A 19,852-nucleotide genomic window follows, 5' to 3' on the forward strand; every position below is an offset into this window, starting at 1 on the left:
CCGGCGTGGGGACCCAAGCTACTTCACGGTCGAAAGACCTAGATCCACACGGTCGCCCACGCCGGGCTCTCGGCACCCAAAGTGCCAGATCGGCAAGAGATAAGATCCACGCCATGCGTGGATGCGCTGTTCTCTGGCCGTCTGTAGAGCCGAGCCCATGCTCGGCTCCAGCACAAGCAGCCGAGCATGGGCTCGGCTCTACAGAAAGCGATCGCGCGCGCAAGCCCCGCTACAGTGCAGCCCCTTTTTTTGCATGGAGCTGCACGATGATCCATCGCGGTTGGGGATTCATGACGCTGGTGACGCCGATTGCAGCCATCCTGCTGCTGGCGTACTTCTCCCCGCCTGACGGCCCCAAGGGCAACATCCCGCTGCAGCAGGTGCTGCTGGGCGGTGGCCTTGGTGCGGCCGTGAACGCCGTGCTGGGGCTGTGGCTGAACCGCGTGCCGCGGCCGAAGGGTGAAGTGGCACGCCATCATTTCTTCTTCGTACCGATGCAGTGGGCGGCGCTGGTGATCGTGGCCGTGTGTGCGGTGATCGCGCTGCTGCGCTGAGGTATCGGGATGGCCATTGCTCTGGTAGATGCCAACCTTGGTTGGCATGGATTGAAGAGCGCCAACCAAGGTTTGCATCTACCCTGACCCCGCAATGCGGCAACAAAAAAGGCCCCGGATCGCTCCGGGGCCTTTCTCGTTTCAGCTCAGCGCCGGATCAACGATCCGGACGGTGTGCAGCATCCGCGTCACGCTGGCGTTCCAGGAACTCCTTGGACGGTTCATCCAGCTTGTCGCCCAGCATGCGGCGCACGACCACGAAGAACACCGGAATCATCAGCAGGCCGAGCAGGGTGGCGAACAGCATGCCGCCGATCACGCCGGTACCGATGGCATGGCGGGAGTTGGCGCCGGCACCGGTGGAGATCGCCATCGGGATCACGCCCATGATGAACGCGAACGAGGTCATCAGGATCGGGCGGAAACGCAGGCGGGCCGCCTCGATGGTGGCATCGCGCAGGTTCTTGCCTGCTGCACGTTGCTCCACCGCGAACTCCACGATCAGGATCGCGTTCTTGGCGGCCAGGCCGATCACGGTGATCAGGCCGATCTTGAAGAACAGATCGTTGGGCAGCCCACGCAGCATCGACAGGCCGAGTGCGCCGAGCACACCCAGCGGCACCACCAGCAGCACCGCCACCGGGATCGACCAGCTTTCATACAGCGCGGCCAGGCACAGGAACACCACCACGATGGACAGCACCAGCAGCAGGGTCGCGGCGTTGCCGGCCAGGATTTCCTGGTAGGACATGCCGGACCAGTCGTAGCCGAAGCCGGCCGGCAGGTCGTCGTTGACGATGCCTTCCATGGTCTGCATCGCTTCACCCGAGCTGGTGCCCGGCGCCTGCGAACCGACGATGTTGATCGCCGAGTAGCCGTTGTAGCGGCTCAGCGATGGCGGCGCGGATACCCATTCGGACTTGACCACCGTGTTCAGCGGGATCATTGCGTTGGTGCCATCGGCATTGGTGGTCAGGCTGGACGGGCTGTAGAAGCTCTTCAGCGACTCCTGGCCGGTGCGGTAGGGACCATCGGCCTGCATGGTCACGCGCTTGATGCGGCCTTCGTAGAAGAAGTCGTTGACGTACACCGGGGCCAGCATCAGCTGGATGGTGCTGTACACGTCCGACACCGACATGCCCATCGACTGCGCCTGCACCCGGTCCACGTGCAGCTGCAGCTGCGGCGCGTTTTCCAGGCCGTTCGGGCGCACGCCGACCAGGTGGTCCGGCTTCTGCGCGGCCTGGCCGAGCAGGACGTTGCGGGCCTGGGTCAGCTGCTCGTAACCGGCACCGCTGCGGTCCTGCAGCCACATGTCGAAGCCGCCGAACTGGCCGAGGCCCTGCACGGTGGGCAGGTTGACCACGAAGATCTGCGCTTCCTTGATGCCATAGAACGCGCCGTTCATGTTCTGGATGAACTCGGGCGCGGTGAACTTGCGTTCTTCCCACGGCTTCAGGCGGATGAAGCCCATGCCCACGTTCTCGCCGGAACCGACGAAGCTGAAACCGGCCACCTGCAGCATGCCTTCATAGCCATCCTGCTTTTCCAGGATGCCACGCATCTGCGCGAACACTTCGTTGGTCTGGCCCTTGGTCGAGCCCGGCGGCAGCTGCACGATCGCCAGCGCATAGCCCTGGTCTTCCTCCGGCAGGAAGCTGCCCGGCATGCGGGTGAACAGGAAGCCGCACAGTGCGGTCAGCACCACGAACAGGATCATCCAGCGCGGGGCATGGCGCACCGCCGAGGTGATGTGGCCCACATAGGTGTGGCTGATCTTGTCGTAGTACTTGTTGAAGGTGCGGTAGACGATGTTCGGGTTGTCGTTGTGCGTCGGCTTCAGGAAGGTCGCGCACAGCGCCGGGGTGAAGCCCAGCGCCAGGAACGCCGAGAACGCCATCGAAATGGCGATGGTCAGCGCGAACTGCTTGTAGATCTCACCGGCCGCGCCGCCCTGCAGGGCGGACGGGATGAACACCGCGGCCAGCACGACGGTGATCGCCACCACCGCGCCGGTGATCTGGGTCATCGCCTTCTGCGTGGCCGGCTTCGGCGCCAGGCCTTCCTCGGTCATGATGCGTTCGACGTTCTCGATCACCACGATCGCGTCATCGACCACGATGCCGATCGCCAGCACCATCGCGAACAGGGTCAGCTGGTTGATCGTGAAGCCGATCATCCACATGCCCAGGAAGGTACCGAGCAGGGCCACCGGGATGACCAGGGTCGGAATCAGGGTGGCGCGGAAGTTCTGCAGGAAGATCAGCATCACCAGGAACACCAGGAACACTGCCTCGAACAGTGTCTTGACCACTTCCTGGATCGAGATCTTGACGAAGGTGGTGCTGTCGTACGGCGAGAACCAGGTGACCCCGGCCGGGAAGCTGGGCTGCAGTTCGTCCATCTTGGCGCGTACGGCATCGGCCACGTTCAGGGCGTTGGCGCCCGGCAGCAGCTGGATGGCGAAGGCGCCGGTCGGCTTGCCGTTGTACTGGGTGTCGAAGCCGTAATTGTTGGCACCGAAGGCAACGCGGGCGATGTCCTTCAGCAGCACGCGCGAGCCATCAGCATTGGCGCGCAGGATGATGTTCTCGAACTCCTGCGGCGAGCTGAAGCGGCCTTCGGCCGAGACCGTGGCGGTGAAGTGCTGGCCTTCCGGCGACGGGTCCGAGCCCAGCGCACCGGCGGCGAACTGCACGTTCTGCGCCCGCACCGCGGCCAGCACCTGGCTGGCCGACAGGCCGTAGCCCTGCATCTTTTCCGGGTTCAGCCAGATGTTCATGGCGTACTCGGAACCGAACTGCTGGGTGCTGCCGACGCCGGGGATGCGCGAGACCTGGTCGAGCACGCGCGAACCGACGATGTCGTTCAGGGCATCACGGTTGATGGCCGGCGTATCGGACTGCAGCGCGATCACCATCAGGAAGCCGGCGTTGGCCTTGGCCACCACCACGCCCTGCTGGGTCACTTCCGAGGGCAGTCGGGGCGTGGCCAGCGAGACCTTGTTCTGCACCTGCACCTGGGCGATGTCCGGATCGGTACCGGTCTCGAAGGTCAGGGTGATCTGCGCACGGCCGTTGGAGGCGGACGAGGAACTGAAATACAGCAGGTGATCGATACCGGTCAGCTGCTGCTCGATCACCTGGGTGACCGATTTTTCAGTGGTGTCCGCACTGGCGCCCGGGTAGGTGGCCGAGACGGTCACCTGTGGCGGGGCGATGTTGGGATAGGACTCCACGCCCAGGTTGAGGATCGCGATCACGCCGCTGAGCGAGATCAGGATCGCTACCACCCAGGCGAAGACTGGATGCTCGATGAAAAATTTAGGCATGACGGAAGGTTCCCGTTACTGCTTGTTCGATTCGGTGGCGGCCGGCTTGGCCGCATCGGCCTGCTCGGGCTTGGCGGCGTCGGCCGGTGCGTTGCCTGCGGCCGGTGCTGCACCTGCCGGCGCGGCGCCCGCGGCAGGCTTGCCGTTGGCGTCCTGTCCCGGAGTCCACGGCTTGGCCACCGCCGGTGCACCTTCCTTGACCTTCTGCACGCCGGCCACGATCACCTTGTCACCGGCGGCCAGTCCGTCGCTGACCAGCCAGTTGCCGTTCTGCGCGCCATCGGTCTTCACGTTCTTGCGCGCGACCTTGCCGTCGGCGCCGACCACCATCACGTAGCCGCCGGTGGTATCACGCAGCAGGGCCTGCTGCGGCACCAGGAAGGCGTTGTTGCGCTCGCCCAGGTTGGCCTGGAAGCTGACGAAGGCGCCCGGCAGCAGGATCTGCTGCGGATTGGGCAGCAACGCGCGCAGCGACACCGCACCGGTGGCCGGGTCGACCGTGGTCGAGGAGAAGTCCAGGGTGCCCGGCTCGCTGTAGGTGCTGCCGTCGGCCAGCTTGACGTTGACCGTGGCCTTGCCATCGCCGGACAGCGCCAGCGCGCCCTTGGCCTGCTGCGCGCGCAGCTGGGTCAGCTCGTCCACGCTCAGCGAGAAGTTCACGTACAGCGGGTCGAGCTGGTCGACGGTGGTCAGCAGGGTCACATCGCCCTGGCCGACCAGCGCGCCTTCGGTGACCTGCTGCTTGTTGGCCACGCCGCTGATCGGTGCGGTCACTTCGGTGTAGCCCAGGTTGATGCGCGAGGAGGTCACCGTTGCTTCGGCCTGCTTGACCGCAGCCAGCGCGGTACGTTCGGCCGATTCAGCGTTGTCCAGGTCGGACTTGGAGACGAACTGCTGCGGCGCCAGGGAGCGGGCGCGATCGGCGGCCACCTTGGCATTGGCGTAGGTGGCGCGGGCCGAGGCCAGCTGTGCTTCGGAGGCGTTGAGCGAGGCGCGCAGCGGCGCCGGGTCGATCAGGAACAGGGTCTGGCCCTGCTTCACCTGCGAGCCTTCCTGGTAGACGCGCTTGAGCAGCACGCCCGGCACGCGCGCGCGCACGTCGGCGCTGCGGAACGGCGACAGGCGGCCGACCAGCTCGCGCTGCAGCGGCAGGGTCTGCGGCTTGGCGTCGATCACGCCCACCTCCGGCGGCGGGGGCATCTGCTGTTCCGGCTTCTTGCAGGCAGCCAGCGCGACAGCAACGGCGCACGTCAAGGCAAGGGTGCGGAGTGGGGCGGTCATCAGGAGGAACTCCGGGGTTGGTTTGTAGGCGGGGCCGGCAACGGCTGTGGCGCGAATGCGCGCAGGAAGCTGTCGACGGAGAACTCTGCCCAGCGCCGACGCAGCAGCGCGTCATCACGATGGGGGGTATGGAAGCGCTGTTTGTCGAAATCCTGACCGGCGATCATGCTCAGCAGCAGTTCGGCCATGAAGTGCGGGTCGTCATGCCGGAGCTGGCCGCGCATGCAAACGGTTTCAATCCATTCAGTAAGATGAAGCGTCAGCGCGCCGGCCCCATGCCGGTACAGCGTACGCGCCTCTTCGGGAAACTGGGCCGCGTCGGCAGCGATCAGCCGGCAGGCCTGTCCTACGTGCGGTTGGTTGAAATGCTCCAGGAAGTCGGTGGCGAACTGGAGCAGGCTGGCACGCAGGTCGTCAGTACGGAGTGCACGGACCATGGCGCCGGTGGCGTGGCCGACATGGCGCTGCATCACCCGGCGCAACAGATCCTGCTTGCTGCCATAGCGCGAGTACAGGGTCTGCTTGGAGCAGCCGGCGTGCTGGGCCACCGCCTCCATGCTCATCTGCATGCCCTGCTGGGCCAGCAGTTCGCGTACGGCGTCGAACACGCGCTCATCGCGTGCATCGAGGGCAACGGGGAGGTAGGCCGGGCTCACGCGGTGGACTATACCGTCCAGTTCAGGATTGTGGAATCGCATCGGCGTCGCCGCGTGTGTCTTCCGGTAACACGTTTTGCCGATCCTGTCGGCAGTGCTGAAACAGGCGCCAGCACCATACCGGTGCGAACTGAATAGGCGTCTAAACCGCAGCAAACCCGAATCTGCTTATTCCGTCCTGCAGCAAGGCCTTTTCGTGCGGTAGGGCTACAATTTCATTTTCCCAACTGAGCAAGCGCATCGCTCTGCCATGAAACCGCAAAAAACCGCAGCCAAGACCGTGAAAAACAAGACCAAACCAGCAGAGTCGGAGGTCGCAGTGACCGCTGGTTTCTCCCTGGAGCCGGTGTACACGGCATTGCGCAAGCGCTACCCCGCGGCCGCACAGGCCGAAGCAGTGGCGTTCGCCACTGACTTCTACAAGCGCATGGAGTCGGACGAGTTCCCGCACCACAGCGCTGAAGAGTGGGCCGCTCTCGCGGCTGAGACGCTGGAATTCGCCCGTGCCCGCAAGGCCGGCAAGGCCAACGTCCGCGTGTTCAATCCGACCGCGAAGGCCAATGGTTGGGAATCGCCGCACACGGTGCTGCAGATCGTCAACGACGACATGCCGTTCCTGGTCGATACCGTCACCATGTCGCTGGCCGAACAGGGTGTGGGCGTCCACGTGCTGGGCCACCCGGTGCTGCGCTTCACCCGCGACAAGGCCGGCAAGCTGGTCAAGGTCGGCGAGGGTGATGCCGAGTCGGTGATGCTGCTGGAGATCGACCGCCAGCCGGCCGAAGCCATGGCCGCCATCGAACAGGCCATCAACAAGGCCCTGGACGAAGTGCGCGCGATCGTGCGCGACTGGCAGCCGATGAAGGACAAGGCGCTGTCGCTGGCCGACGACCTGGGCAAGCGCCAGCTGCCGGTCGACGATGCTTCGCGCAAGGAAGCACAGGAATTCCTGCGCTGGGCCGCCGACAACCACTTCACCTTCTTCGGCTACCGCGAGTACCGCGTCGAGAAGCAGGGCAAGGAAGACGTGCTGGCGCCGCTGAACGACACCGGCCTGGGCCTGATGCGCGGCAAGGACAAATCCGCCGCGCGTCCGGTCAAGACCCTGGCCGCGCAGGGCCTGAATGCCACCTCCGGCCTGAAGGACGCGCTGATCCTGACCAAGACCAATGCCCGTTCGCGCGTGCACCGCGCCGGCTACATGGACTACATCGGCGTGCTGGAATTCGACGCCAAGGGCAAGATCATCGGCGAGCAGCGCTTCCTTGGCCTGTTCACCTCCAGCGCCTACAACCGCCGCCCGTGGGAGATCCCGCTGGTGCGCCAGCGCCACGAGCACGTGATGAAGCAGTCCGGCCTGGCCCCGGCCAGCCACAGCGGCAAGGCCCTGCGCCACATCCTGGAAACCCTGCCGCGCGAAGAACTGTTCCAGTCCAGCGAGGACGAACTGTTCCGCACCGCGATGGGCGTGCTGGGCCTGCAGGAGCGCGTGCGCAGCCGCCTGTTCCTGCGCCGCGACAAGTACAGCCGCTTCATCTCCGCGCTGGTCTACCTGCCGCGCGAGCGCTTCAACACCGACGTGCGCCTGCGCATCGAAGCGATGCTGAAGGAAGCGCTGCACGGTGAGTACGTGGACAGCTCGGTGGTGCTGGGCGAATCGCCGCTGGCCCAGGTGCACCTGATCGTGCGCCCGAAGCCGGGTGAAATGCTCGACGTCGATACCGCCGAACTGGAACAGAAGCTGGCCCAGGTACTGCGCAACTGGCAGGACGACCTGCGCGAAGCGCTGGTCACCCGCCATGGCGAAACCGAAGGCCTGCGCATCGCCGCCCGTATCGGCAAGGCGCTGCCGGCCGGCTACATCGAAGACAACAGCACCGCCGTTGCCGCCAACGATGTCAGCCAGCTCGACGCCCTGACCGGCCCGGACGACCTGCGCCTGAGCCTGCAGGCCGTGCCGCGCGAAAGCGGTGATGGCCTGCGCCTGAAGCTGTACCGCCAGCTGGATGACATTCCGCTGTCGGACGCGCTGCCGATGATGGAAAACATGGGCCTGCGCGTGATTGCCGAGCGTCCGTACCGCCTGTCGGTCGACAACGCCCCGGTGTACGTGCAGGACTTCGAGGTCGAATCGACCGCCGGTGCGATTGATGCCGCCAGCGTCGATGAAGCCTTCGGCGAGACCTTCGCCCGCGTCTGGCACGGCGATGCCGAGAACGATGGCTTCAACCGCCTGGTGCTGGCTGCTGGCCTGCACTGGCGCCAGGTCGCCATGCTGCGTGGCTACTGCAAGTACCTGCTGCAGACCGGCGTGCCGTTCTCGCAGGCCTACGTGGAAGGCACCTTCGCGCGCTACCCGCTGCTGGCCCGCCTGCTGGTGGAGCTGTTCGAAGCGCGCTTCGATCCGGCCACCGGCCATGAAAGCAAGGAAGACATCGCTGCCGGCCAGGCCCAGCTGAAGGCCCACCTCGATGTGCTGGCTGCCGGTGACGAGGCCACCCTGAAGGTGCTCAAGACCGTGGTCGACGCCCGCAAGGGCGACCGCGACGCGCAGATGCAGGCCGCGCGCGATGCGCTGCTGAAGCTGATGGACCGCGTGTCCAGCCTGGACGAGGACCGCATCCTGCGTTCGTTCATGGGCGTGATCGACGCGACCCTGCGCACCAGCTACTACCAGACCGATGCCAACGGCCAGCACGGCCATGTCATCAGCTTCAAGTTCGATTCGGCGCTGGTGCCGGACCTGCCCAAGCCGCGCCCGTACCGCGAAATCTTCGTCTACGGCCCGCGCGTGGAAGGTACCCACCTGCGCTTCGGTGCCGTGGCCCGTGGTGGCCTGCGCTGGTCGGACCGTCGCGAAGACTTCCGTACCGAAGTGCTGGGCCTGGTCAAGGCGCAGATGGTCAAGAACACCGTCATCGTGCCGGTCGGCGCGAAGGGCGGTTTCTTCGCCAAGACCCCGCCGGTGAACGGCGACCGCGATGCGATCTTTGCCAACGGCGTGGCCTGCTACAAGCTGTTCATCCAGGGCCTGCTGGACATCACCGACAACATCGTCAACAACAAGATCGTGCCGCCGGTGGATGTCGTGCGCCATGACATGGACGATCCGTACCTGGTGGTGGCCGCCGACAAGGGCACCGCGACCTTCTCCGACATCGCCAACGGCCTGGCCATCGCGCACGGCTTCTGGATGGGCGATGCGTTCGCCTCCGGTGGTTCGGTCGGTTACGACCACAAGGGCATGGGCATCACCGCACGCGGTGCGTGGGAGTCGGTCAAGCGCCACTTCCGTGCGCTGGGCCGTGACAGCCAGACCCAGGACTTCACCGCGGTCGGCGTCGGCGACATGTCCGGCGACGTGTTCGGCAACGGCATGCTGCTGTCGCGCCACATCCGCCTGGTCGCTGCATTCGACCACCGCCACATCTTCCTGGACCCGAACCCGGATGCGGCCACCACGTTCGTCGAACGTGAGCGCCTGTTCACCGTGCCGCGCTCGAGCTGGGCGGACTACGACGCCAAGCTGATCAGCAAGGGCGGCGGCGTGTACCCGCGCAGCCTGAAGTCGATCGATATCACCCCGCAGGTGCGTGAAGCGCTGGGCCTGGACGACAACGTCAAGGCGCTGTCGCCGAACGATCTGATGAGCGCGATCCTGAAGGCACCGGTCGACCTGCTGTGGAACGGCGGCATCGGTACCTACGTGAAGGCTGCCAGCGAGCAGCACAGCGATGTCGGCGACCGCGCCAACAACGCGCTGCGCGTGAACGGTGGCGAGCTGCGCTGCAAGGTGGTGGGCGAGGGCGGCAACCTGGGCATGACCCAGCTGGGCCGCATCGAAGCCGCCCAGGCTGGCGTGCTGCTCAACACCGACTTCATCGACAACTCGGCCGGTGTGGACACCTCCGACCATGAAGTCAACATCAAGATCCTGCTCAATGATGTGGTGCGGGCCAAGAAGCTGACCGTCGAGCAGCGCAACAAGCTGCTGGCCTCGATGACCGATGAAGTCGCCGAGCTGGTGCTCAACGACAACTACCGCCAGAACCAGGCCCTGAGCCTGATGGAGCGGATGGCGGTCAAGCGCCTGGGTTCCAAGCAGCACTTCATCCGTACCCTGGAACAGCAGGGCCTGCTGGATCGCCAGATCGAGTTCCTGCCGTCCGACGCCGAGCTGTCCCAGCGCAAGGCACGCGGCCAGGGCCTGACCCGTCCGGAGCTGTCGGTGCTGCTGTCCTACTCCAAGCTGGTGGCGTTCGCCCAGCTGCTGGATTCGGACATTCCGGAAGACCCGTACCTGTCCAAGGAACTGCAGCGTTACTTCCCGACCCCGCTGCAGAAGAAGTACGCCGACGCGATGGAGCGTCACCGCCTGAAGCGCGAAATCATCGCCACGGCCGTGACCAACCAGACCATCAACCGCATGGGCGCCACCTTCCTGATGCGCATGCAGGAAGACACCGGCCGTTCCATCGCCGAGGTCGCCAAGGCCTACACCATCAGCCGTGAAACGCTGGATGCACGCGCGCTGTGGGCGCAGATCGATGCCCTCGACGGCAAGGTGCCGGAGTCGGTGCAGATCGACGCGCTGGAAGTGATCTGGAAGCTGCAGCGTTCGTTCGTGCGTTGGCTGCTGTCGCGCCCGGGTGCGATGCCGGGCATCACTGAGGCCGTCAACCGCTACCAGGGTCCGTTCAACGACATCCGCGTTGCTTCGGGTGTGCTGCCGGATTCGCAGCGTCCGACCTACGAAGCCCTGGTGGCCGAGTGGAAGGAAAAGGGCCTGCCGTCCGCCCTGGCGCAGCAGCTGGCCGAACTGCACTTCCTGGAGCCGGCGTTCGACATCATCGAACTGGCCCGTACCCGCAAGCTGAAGCCGGTGGACGTGTCCAAGGTCCACTTCCGCCTGGGCGATGCCCTGCAGCTGCCGTGGCTGTTCGAGCAGGTCGACGCGCTGGAGGTCAACGGTCGTTGGCACGCCGTGGCACGTGGCGTGCTGCGTGACGAGCTGGCGGCCAACCACCGCAACCTGGCCGGCCAGGTGCTGGGCACCAAGGGCAGCAGCGCGGAGGCCAAGGTCGCAGCCTGGATGGGCCGTGACGACAACAGCCTGCGCTTCACCCTGGCGATGCTGGCCGAACTGGCCGAGCAGAAGACCCTGGACTACCCGACCGTCTCGGTCGCGGTGCAGCGCCTGGGCCAGCTGGCGGCGCATGGTGCGTAAGTGATGTAGCGCCGGGCCACGCCCGGTAAGCGTGAAACGGAACGGCCCCGCGAAAGCGGGGCCGTTCTGTATTGCACGGTAGTGCCGGCCGCTGGCCGGCAACCACATGAACCGCAACCGGGTGCAGCTGCCGGCCAGCGGCCGGTACTACCGGGTATGCTCTTGCTGGCACACCCACCCGGATCCACTGATGAGCGACACCCCCCGCATCGCTTTCCTGGCCAGCACCACCGAGCCCGCGCAGATGGCCCGCGCGGCCATGGTCTCGCGCTATGGCGACTACGCGCCCGAGCAGGCCGACGTGCTGTGCCCGCTGGGTGGTGATGGCTTCATGCTGCAGACCCTGCATCGGCATGGGCACCTGGGCAAGCCGGTGTTCGGCATGAAGCTGGGCACCGTCGGCTTCCTGATGAACCAGTACCGTGGCGACGAAGACGTGCATGCCCGCATCGCCCGCGCCGAGCCGGCCCATCTGCGCCCGCTGGAAATGGTGGCACTGACCGAGTCCGGTACCAGTACCGGTTCGCTGGCCTACAACGATGTTTCGCTGCTGCGCCAGACCCGGCAGGCCGCGCATATCGGCATCGACCTGAACGGCCAGGAGCGCGTGGCCGAACTGATCGGCGACGGTGTGCTGGTGGCCACCCCGGCGGGCAGTACCGCCTACAACTATTCCGCGCATGGTCCGGTGCTGCCGCTGGGCTCGCACACCATCGCGCTGACGCCGTTGGCCCCGTACCGGCCGCGGCGCTGGCGCGGCGCGATCCTGAAGGCCGATACCGAGGTGCGCTTCCGCGTGCTCGATCCCTACAAGCGCCCGGTCAGCGTCACCGCCGATTCGCACGAGACCCGCGACGTGGTCGAGGTGACCATCCGCGAGTCGAAGGACCGCCGCGTGACCCTGCTGTTCGACCCGGAGCACAACCTGGAAGACAGGATCCTGAGCGAACAGTTCGTTTTTTGAGGACAATGGGCGGCCGGCCGTGCCGACCGCTTGAAGGACCCCCACCGATGGGCGACAACTCCCCCCGTTTGCTGACTGTTGCGGTAACCTCGCGCGCCCTGTTCGACCTCGAGGAAAGCCACGCGCTGTTCGAGAGCGATGGCGTGGCGGCGTACGCCGAATTCCAGCGCCAGCACGAGGACGACATCCTCGGCCCCGGCGTGGCGTTTCCGGTGGTACGCAAGCTGCTGGCACTGAACCAGGGCGCCAGCCCGGAGAATCCGCGCGTCGAAGTGATCCTGCTGTCGCGCAACTCGGCCGATACCGGCCTGCGCATCTTCAATTCGATCCAGCACTACGGCCTGGGCATCATCCGCGCCACGTTCACTGCCGGCGAGCCGACCTGGCCGTACGTGAAGCCATTCGGTACCGACCTGTTCCTGTCGGCCAACCCGGAATCGGTGCGCAGCGCGCTGCGCCATGGCATCGCCGCGGCCACCATCCTGCCCAAGCCGCCCGGCGAAACCGCGGCAGCGGCGGCCGACCAGATCGACACCGGGCGCCCGGCTGGCCAGCTGCGCATCGCCTTCGACGGTGACGCGGTGATCTTCGGTGACGAGAGCGAGCGCATCTCGCGCGAGCAGGGCGTGGAGGCGTTTGGCCGCCACGAGCGCGAACGTGCCCGCGAGCCGCTCAGTGGCGGCCCGTTCCGCGGCTTCCTGTCGGCCCTGCATACGCTGCAGGAAGTATTCCCGGCCGGCGAAAGCGCACCGATCCGCACTGCGCTGGTTACCGCACGCTCGGCGCCGGCGCACGAGCGCGTGATCCGCACCCTGCGCGAGTGGGGCGTGCGCCTGGACGAGGCGCTGTTCCTTGGTGGGCGCCACAAGGGCCCCTTCCTGCAGGCCTTCGGCGCCGACATCTTCTTCGACGATTCGCAGCACAACATCGACAGTGCGCGCGAACACGTGGCCGCCGGCCATGTGCCGCATGGCGTCGCCAACGAGGGGTGAAACCATGCCGGGTGGGTGCCAACCGCTGGTTGGCACTGCCATGCATCGGTGCCACCAAGGTGGGCGGCTACCGGTTATTGGGTGGCCGACATCCCCAACTGCAGATCCACCACCTTCCAGCGCAGGCCCTGCGGTTCCAGCACCACCTTCAGCGGCGGCTGGCCGGGACCGCGGTCGACATCGATCACGAAGCGGTCCAGCGCTTCAAAGTGATGCTCGGCGTTCTTCAATGGCCGTGCCGGTTCGGTCGCTCCGAAGGCATCGCCGCCCTGCAGTTCATTGCGGCCGCGCTTCCACAGCACGTGGCCCTGCAGCATCGCGCCGATGCCGGTCGGGGTCACCATCGTCTCCACCGCCGCACCACCGAGCTGGTCGCCCAGCCCGTAGAGCAGGGCGCCGAACGGACTGGCCGCCACGCCAGGCCCGGCCTGGCGCACCAGGTAGTCGTTGAGCTGGGCGCGCAGGCTGCCGCGCACGCGCGGGAAATCGACGTAGCGTTCCAGCCGCGCGGTGTCACGTTCTTCGATGGCCTTGGACAGGCCGTGCACGGTCATGTAGGGGCCACCGAACCACCACGCAGCCAAGGCCAGGACCAGCAGCACAGCCAGTGCAGTGAGCTTCTTCATGCTGTCCAGACTGCCGCAAGTGAGGCGGCCGGTGGTGAACGGCAGGTGATGCGGTTCAGAACTCCAGGTCCAGCGCCGCGCACAGGTAGTCGACGAACGGGCCGAGCCCTGCCAGGTCCTTGCCCAGCGTGGACAGCAGGCGCGGGCCGGTCATGGTGGCGTCGTCCAGCGAGCGCCACATCACCCAGTTGCGGTGCTTGAGGTCGTCGATGAACTCGAAGTCGGCCGGGAAGCCGCGCGGCGGCCGTACCAGCTTCTCGCTCTCCTCGAAATCGAAGCGCTTGCGCAGCGCCGGTGCATGCGCGGCGGCCTTCCAGCTGCCGGGGTTGTCGAGGATGAAGTGGCGCACGCGGCGCTGGGTTTCCGGTTCCGGATGCCACAGGCCGGCGCCGACGAAGCTTTCGCCCGGCTGCAGGTGCACGTAGAAGGACGGCGCGGCTACTTCGCGGCGGCGCTCATGGAACAGGCGTGCACCCTGCCAGGTCTTGTAGGGCGACTTGTCGTTGGAAAAACGCGCGTCACGATGGATGCGGAACAGCGAGCCGCCGACGCCACGGGTATCGGCGCGGAAGTGCTCGCTGACCTCCGCCAGCGCCGGCTGCAGGTCGCCCAGCAGGCGCAGGAACGGCTGCCGCACGTGGTCTTCGTACTGCTGGCGGTGGTCGTTGAACCAGGCCTTGTCGTTGTGCCGCGCAAGGCTGCGCAGGAACTTGAAGCTGGCGTCCGAGAAATAGGTACTCACAAGGTCTCCTGCAGCTGCTGGCCCCAGTCGCGCAGCGATTGCAGCAGGGCCTGGCGCCGGGCGTCATCGGGCGCTTCGGCGGCCAGTGCGTCCAGCTGCTGCTGGTACTGGGGCAGGTTGAGTTCGCCCAGGCCGCCGTCTCCAAGCAGGCGCTGGCGGCGGTAATCCTGCCAGCGCAGGCGTTCAGCCGGCGCGAGGCTGTCGGGATGGTTGCGTGCGCGGTAGCGGAACAGCAGCTCGGGCAGGCGCGGGTCGCGGAAGCGGCCCTCCAGCGCGGCCAGCTGTTCCGGCGCGGTGGTGCGTGCCAGCGCGAGCAGCGGTTTGTCGCCGCTGCCGAGGAATCCGTCGTACAGCGATGCGTCGACATCAGCCACGGTGGCCACGCGCGGCTGGTTGTAGACCTGGCGTGCCTTCTCTGCCAGCTGTGGGGCGAATTCGCGCAGTCGCTCGATCTTGGCTTCGATGGCAGCCACGTCCAGGCCCAGGCGCTCGTGGTCGTCGGCACGCAGGTGGTTCCAGGCGATCAATGCTGGCACCTTGTTGAGGTGCACCTCCTTCAGCGGTACCCGCGCTACGCCCTCGGGCAGCTCGCTGGCGCGCATGTACAGGCGCTGTGCGATCACGTCGGCCGGCAGTGCCAGCAGGTCGTCGATGTCGCCGTCCAGGTCGAACACGATCACGCGGTTGCTGATCGTCGGGTGCACGGCCAACGGCAGCACCGGCGCCGCGCACAGGCGGCTGGCTGGATAGCGCATGGAAATGTGCAGCACCGGCTTCATCGCGGTTACATCCATCAGGCTGCCGACGAAACGCTTGTCGCGCAGCTTCAGGGCGTAGTCCCACAAGCGCGGCTGCGACTGCTTGAACAGCCGTGCCATGCCGATCGTGGCGCGCACGTCTGACAGCGCCTCGTGCGCGTCGCCTTCGCGCACGTTGTTGGCCTCGGCCAGGTGCTCGAGCTTGAAGGAGGTGGCACCGTCCTCGCGCAGCGGCCACTGGATGCCGTCCGGGCGCATCGCGCGCATCAGCCGCAGCATGTCCAGCAGGTCCCAGCGCGAATTGCCGTTGCGCCACTCGCGCTCGTACGGGTCATGGAAGTTGCGGAACAGGCCGTAGCGGACGAATTCATCGTCGAAGCGCAGCGTGTTGTAGCCCAGTGCGCAGGTGCCGGGGCGCGACAGCTGCTCGTTGATGCGGTCGAAGGCTTCGGCCTCGCTGATGCCCTCGGCCAGCGCCTGCTGCGGGGTGATGCCGGTGACCAGGGTGGCCATCGGCGAGGGCAGCAGATCGTCGGCCGGGCGCACGAAGAAGCTGACCGGGGTGTCGATCTCGTTCAGATCGGCGTCGGTGCGGATCGCGGCATACTGCGAGATGCGCGTGCGCCGCGGGTCCTGGCCGAAGGTTTCCAGGTCGTAGAACAGAAAGCTGTCAGCCATCAGTGCGCGCCCTCCAGGACCGGCAGCTGCGCGTGGACCTGCGCTTCCAGTGCGACCCAGTCGATGTTGTCGAGTGAATCGAGGCCAGCCGTGGCCGCCACCAGCATGTCGCGCTGAAGCTCGGTGCGGCGCAGGGCTTCCGCGTACGGCGTATGCAGGAAGGTGACCATCGTGTAGTGCGGTACGAACCGGGTCGGCCAGCGCCGCTGCAGTTCCTGTTCCAGCTCACGCTGCAGCAGGAAGGCGGGATCGGCGACGCGGTCGCGCATTTCCAGGTAGTTCTCCAGCGCCATCTGCTGGATCGCGCGTGCATTCGGCTTGCGCTCGGCCTCGAATGCGGCGAACGCGCCTTCCAGGTCATCGGCTTCCATCAGGTGACGGGACAAAGCCACGCAATCCTCGAACGCGCAGTTCATGCCCTGTCCGTGGAACGGCACCATCGCATGCGCGGCATCGCCGATCAGTACGGCCCGGCCCTGCTGGTGCCAGCGATCGAGCGTAAGCGTGCCAAGCAGGCCCGGCGGGTGCTGTTCCCAGTCCGCGCGCAGGTTCGGGATCAACGGCAGGGTGTCGGCGAACTCGCGCGCGAACAATGCTTCGGCCTGTGCGCCGGTGTTGATCGTGGCAAAGCTGGGGTCGCCCTGGTTGGGCAGGAACAGCGTGACGGTGAAGGTGCCTTCGTGATTGGGAAGGGCGATGCACATGTAGTGGCCGCGCGGCCAGATATGCAGCGCGTTGCGCTCGATGCGGAAGCTGCCATCGGCGGCCGGCGGAATCTCCAGCTCCTTGTAGGAGTGGTCGAGGAACGCGATGTCCTCACCCAGCGGCGCCCGCCGGTTCATCGCCGCGCGCAGGGCCGAGCCTGCACCATCGGCGCCGATCAGGGTGTCGAAGCGGATGTCGTGCGGGCTGTCGTCGCGGTCATCGATGAAGCGTGCGTAGCCGGCATCGAAATCGACGGTGTGCAGGCGGCGGTGGAAGTGCACGGTCGCGCCAGCCTGTTCGGCCAGTTCCAGCAGCGTGGTGTTCAGATCACTGCGGTGGATCGACCAGATCACTTCGCTGTCGTCGCGGCCATAGCGCTGCAACTGAGGTTCGCCTTCGCGCGGATGCACCATGCGGCCGCGCATCATCACCGCGCGCGCCATGACCTCGTCTTCCACGCCGGCTTGGCGCAGCGCGTTGCGCCCGCGCTCGGCCAGCGCCAGGTTGATCGAGCGGCCGCTCTCGTAGTCGGCCACGCGCGGATCGCCGCGGCGTTCGTACAGGGTGATGCGCCAGCCTTGGCGTGACAGCAGGATAGCCAGCAGGGACCCGGCCAGGCCGGCACCGATAATGCTCAACGAGCGGGAAGCGTGTGCGATCAACGAACTGTCCAGCAGTAGGGGAGGGGCCGGCTCAGAGGCCGGCCCAGGCTTCCACTTCCTCGACGAAATGGTGCACGTCCAGGTAGCGGTTGTAGAGCGGGGTGGGCGAGATGCGGATCACGTCCGGCTCGCGCCAGTCGCCGAGCACGCCGATGCCGCGCAGGTGCTCGAACAGCGCACGGCCGCGCTCGCGGCCACCGATCACGCGCAATGACAGCTGGCAGCCACGGCGCTGCGGCTCGGCCGGGGTGATGATGTCGAGCACGCCGGACAGGCGTGCGCGTACAAGCGCTTCGAGCATGCCTGTCAGTGCCAGCGACTTGCTGCGCAGCGCCTCCATGCCGGCGTGCTCGAACAGGTCCAGCGACGCGCGCAGCGGCGCCAGGCCGAGGATCGGCGGATTGCTGAGCTGCCAGCCTTCGGCACCGATGGCGGGGGTGAACTGCGGTGCCATCTGGAAGCGGGTGGATTCCTCATGGCCCCACCAGCCGGCAAAGCGCGGCAGGGTGGTGTCGCGGTGATGGCGCTCGTGCACGAATGCGCCGGCCACCGCACCCGGGCCGCTGTTGAGGTACTTGTAGTGGCACCACACGGCGAAATCGGGCGCGATGTCATGCAGGCGCAGCGGCAGGTTGCCGACCGAATGTGCCAGGTCGAAGCCGATGCGCGCGCCCTGCAGGCGGGCAGTACGGGTGATTGCATCGAGGTCGAAGGCCTGGCCGGTGCGGTACTGCACGCCGGGCCACAGCACCAGCGCCAGGCGCGGGCCGTGTTCGGTGATGGCGCGTTCGATGGCGTTCAGCGAGATCGTGCCGTTGGCTTCGTCCGGCTGCACTTCCACCAGGCACTCGGCCGGGTCGAAGCCATGGAAACGGATCTGCGCTTCCACCGCGTGGCGGTCGGTCGGGAACGCACCGGCTTCCATCAGGATCACCGGGCGCTGCGCGGTCGGCCGGTAGAAGCTGACCATCATCAGGTGCAGGTTCACGCTCAGCGTGTTCATTGCCACCACCTCGCTGGGCAGCGCACCGACCACGCGGGCCAGCTGCGCGCTCACCAGGCGGTGGTAGGACAGCCACTGCGTGGGGCCGGTGAAGTGGCCTTCCACCGCCAGCTCGCCCCACTGCTTCATCACTTCCTGCACGGCGGCCTGTGCGCCACGCGGCTGCAGGCCCAGCGAGTTGCCGACGAAGTAGGTCTGCTCGCCGCCACCATGGCGCGGAATCAGGAATTCGTTGCGCAGCGGGCGCAGCGGATCGGCGGCGTCCAGGGCAATGGCGTGGGTGCGGCTGAGCAGGTCGGACATGGTCGGGCAACAGGCTGCAACGGGGCTGCCAGTGTAGCGCTTGGCACGGCGTAGCCGGTGGCGGGGATGCGTGCATGCCGCCGAACCTGTAGAGCCGAGCCCATGCTCGGCTACGTGGGCCCACAGCCGAGCATGGGCTCGGCTCTACAGAAGCAGGTGGTCAGCCCGCGGCTGGCACCGGTAGCGGGTCCACATGCCCGCATTCGCTGCAGGTACGCAGCTCCAGGCTGGCGTGGTAACGCGCGAACACCTTGGGCAGGTCGGTTTCGATGTTCTGCAGCGGGAAATACTCTTCGTGCAGCTTGTGGTTGCAGCGCTCGCAGTGCCAGATCACGCCGTCCATTTCGTGCGGCAGGCGCTTGCGCTCGACCACCAGGCCCACACCGCCGGGCGGGCGCCGCGGCGAGTGCGGCACCCTGGCCGGCAGCAGGAAGATCTCGCCGGCACGGATCGGGATGTCGCGCACCGCGCCGTCCTCCTGCACCTTCAGTACCATCTCGCCTTCGAGCTGGTAGAACCACTCCGGGCCTTCGTCGTAGTGGTAGTCGGTGCGCGAATTCGGCCCGCCCACCACCATCACGATGAAGTCGCCGTTGTCGATCATCTTGTTGCCCACCGGTGGCTTCAGCAGGTGGCGATGTTCTTCGATCCAAGCGTGCAGGTTGATCGGCGAGGCGAGCATGGTCGTGGTCCGTAGTGAGGTCAGTCGCGCCGGCCCTGGCGGGGCACATAGGACAGCGCCTTTTCATAGGCCGGCTTCAGCTCTTCCGGCGCACCGACGTCGATGCCCATTTCGCTGACGCGGCCGTTCTTCAGGCTGTAGACCCAGCCGTGCACCATCAGCTTCTGGCCACGGGCCCAGGCGTCCTCGACGATGGTCGAACGGCACAGGTTGGCGACCTGCTCGATCACGTTCAGTTCGCACAGGCGCGCGTGCTTCAGTTCGTCATCCTCGATCGCATCCAGGATGCCCTGGTGCTTCTGCACCACGTCACCGACATGGCGCAGCCAGTTGTCGGCCAGGCCGACGCGGGTGTTGTGCAGGCAGGCGTGCACGCCGCCGCAGCCGTAGTGGCCGACGATCAGGATGTGCTTCACCTTCAGCTGGTCCACCGCGTACTGCACCACGCTCAGGCAGTTCAGGTCGCTGTGTGCCACCACATTGGCGACGTTGCGATGCACGAAGACTTCGCCGGGTGCCATGCCGATGATCTGGTTGGCGGGCACGCGCGAGTCGGAGCAGCCGATCCACAGGTACTCCGGATGCTGCTGCTTGGCCAGCTGGTGGAAGAACTCCGGATCTTCCTGGGCGATGCGGTCGGCCCAGTCGCGGTTGTTCTGCAGCAGGCGGTGGATGTCTTTCATGTGCG

Annotated in this window: 14 protein-coding genes; 4 read left to right on the forward strand and 10 right to left on the reverse strand. The window is 66.5% G+C overall.

Annotated elements, in window-relative coordinates; all coding sequences use genetic code 11:
* Positions 1 to 266: 266 nt before the first annotated feature.
* Positions 267 to 554 carry a hypothetical protein gene (locus D7T59_RS18480; RefSeq protein ID WP_180853201.1) on the forward strand — a complete coding sequence of 96 codons (288 nt, stop codon included), beginning with the start codon at positions 267 to 269 and terminating at the stop codon, positions 552 to 554.
* A 157-nt stretch (positions 555 to 711) separates the two neighbouring features.
* Here the strand turns inward: D7T59_RS18480 and D7T59_RS18485 are convergent, their stop codons facing one another.
* Genes D7T59_RS18485 through D7T59_RS18495 form a run of 3 tightly spaced genes read right to left on the reverse strand, consistent with a single transcriptional unit; the run spans position 712 to position 5,822 of the window.
* Positions 712 to 3,885: a multidrug efflux RND transporter permease subunit gene (locus D7T59_RS18485; RefSeq protein ID WP_164135887.1), complete on the reverse strand. Its 3,174-nt coding sequence runs from the start codon at positions 3,883 to 3,885 to the stop codon at positions 712 to 714.
* A gap of 15 nt (positions 3,886 to 3,900) precedes the next feature.
* Positions 3,901 to 5,166 (reverse strand): efflux RND transporter periplasmic adaptor subunit, encoded by a 1,266-nt coding sequence (locus D7T59_RS18490; protein WP_180853202.1) that lies wholly within the window; start codon positions 5,164 to 5,166, stop codon positions 3,901 to 3,903.
* Positions 5,166 to 5,822 carry a TetR/AcrR family transcriptional regulator C-terminal domain-containing protein gene (locus D7T59_RS18495; RefSeq protein ID WP_180853214.1) on the reverse strand — a complete coding sequence of 219 codons (657 nt, stop codon included), beginning with the start codon at positions 5,820 to 5,822 and terminating at the stop codon, positions 5,166 to 5,168. The genes D7T59_RS18490 and D7T59_RS18495 overlap by 1 nt, the downstream gene beginning before the upstream one ends.
* A 250-nt stretch (positions 5,823 to 6,072) precedes the next feature.
* On the opposite strand from D7T59_RS18495, the gene D7T59_RS18500 reads away from it, so the two are divergent.
* The 3 genes from D7T59_RS18500 (at position 6,073) to D7T59_RS18510 (ending at position 13,005) form a co-directional block, all read left to right on the forward strand.
* Positions 6,073 to 11,049, forward strand: coding sequence for an NAD-glutamate dehydrogenase (locus D7T59_RS18500; RefSeq protein WP_180853203.1), 4,977 nt, complete (start codon positions 6,073 to 6,075; stop codon positions 11,047 to 11,049).
* 190 nt (positions 11,050 to 11,239) lie between these two features.
* Positions 11,240 to 12,013 carry an NAD kinase gene (locus tag D7T59_RS18505; protein WP_049428363.1) on the forward strand — a complete coding sequence of 258 codons (774 nt, stop codon included), beginning with the start codon at positions 11,240 to 11,242 and terminating at the stop codon, positions 12,011 to 12,013.
* A 47-nt stretch (positions 12,014 to 12,060) separates the two neighbouring features.
* Positions 12,061 to 13,005, forward strand: coding sequence for a 5'-nucleotidase (locus tag D7T59_RS18510; RefSeq protein ID WP_005410242.1), 945 nt, complete (start codon positions 12,061 to 12,063; stop codon positions 13,003 to 13,005).
* 74 nt (positions 13,006 to 13,079) lie between these two features.
* Here D7T59_RS18510 and D7T59_RS18515 read toward each other — a convergent pair whose 3' ends face one another.
* The 7 genes from D7T59_RS18515 to can form a co-directional block, all read right to left on the reverse strand.
* Entirely contained in the window at positions 13,080 to 13,631 is a 552-nt protein-coding gene (locus D7T59_RS18515) for a DUF2939 domain-containing protein (RefSeq protein WP_180853204.1), read from the reverse strand.
* Between the two features lie 55 nt (positions 13,632 to 13,686).
* Positions 13,687 to 14,373 carry a DUF2461 domain-containing protein gene (locus D7T59_RS18520; RefSeq protein WP_005410240.1) on the reverse strand — a complete coding sequence of 229 codons (687 nt, stop codon included), beginning with the start codon at positions 14,371 to 14,373 and terminating at the stop codon, positions 13,687 to 13,689.
* The gene (gene sbcB, locus D7T59_RS18525; RefSeq protein WP_180853205.1) at positions 14,370 to 15,809 is read right to left on the reverse strand and encodes an exodeoxyribonuclease I; all 1,440 of its coding nucleotides are present in this window, start codon (positions 15,807 to 15,809) and stop codon (positions 14,370 to 14,372) included. The genes D7T59_RS18520 and sbcB overlap by 4 nt, the downstream gene beginning before the upstream one ends.
* A complete protein-coding gene (locus D7T59_RS18530; RefSeq protein WP_180853206.1) occupies positions 15,809 to 17,176 on the reverse strand; it encodes an FAD-dependent oxidoreductase in 1,368 nt (455 codons plus the stop codon). The genes sbcB and D7T59_RS18530 overlap by 1 nt, the downstream gene beginning before the upstream one ends.
* 31 nt (positions 17,177 to 17,207) lie before the next feature.
* Entirely contained in the window at positions 17,208 to 18,482 is a 1,275-nt protein-coding gene (gene kynU / locus D7T59_RS18535) for a kynureninase (RefSeq protein WP_180853207.1), read from the reverse strand.
* Between the two features lie 160 nt (positions 18,483 to 18,642).
* On the reverse strand, positions 18,643 to 19,164 hold the full coding sequence (locus D7T59_RS18540; RefSeq protein ID WP_164135880.1) for a 3-hydroxyanthranilate 3,4-dioxygenase: 522 nt from the start codon (positions 19,162 to 19,164) through the stop codon (positions 18,643 to 18,645).
* A 20-nt stretch (positions 19,165 to 19,184) separates the two neighbouring features.
* Positions 19,185 to 19,847 carry a carbonate dehydratase gene (gene can / locus D7T59_RS18545; RefSeq protein WP_106550249.1) on the reverse strand — a complete coding sequence of 221 codons (663 nt, stop codon included), beginning with the start codon at positions 19,845 to 19,847 and terminating at the stop codon, positions 19,185 to 19,187.
* Between the last annotated feature and the right edge of the window lie 5 nt (positions 19,848 to 19,852).

The organism is Stenotrophomonas maltophilia (assembly GCF_013464915.1).
GTDB classification, from domain to species: Bacteria; Pseudomonadota; Gammaproteobacteria; order Xanthomonadales; family Xanthomonadaceae; genus Stenotrophomonas; species Stenotrophomonas maltophilia_AT.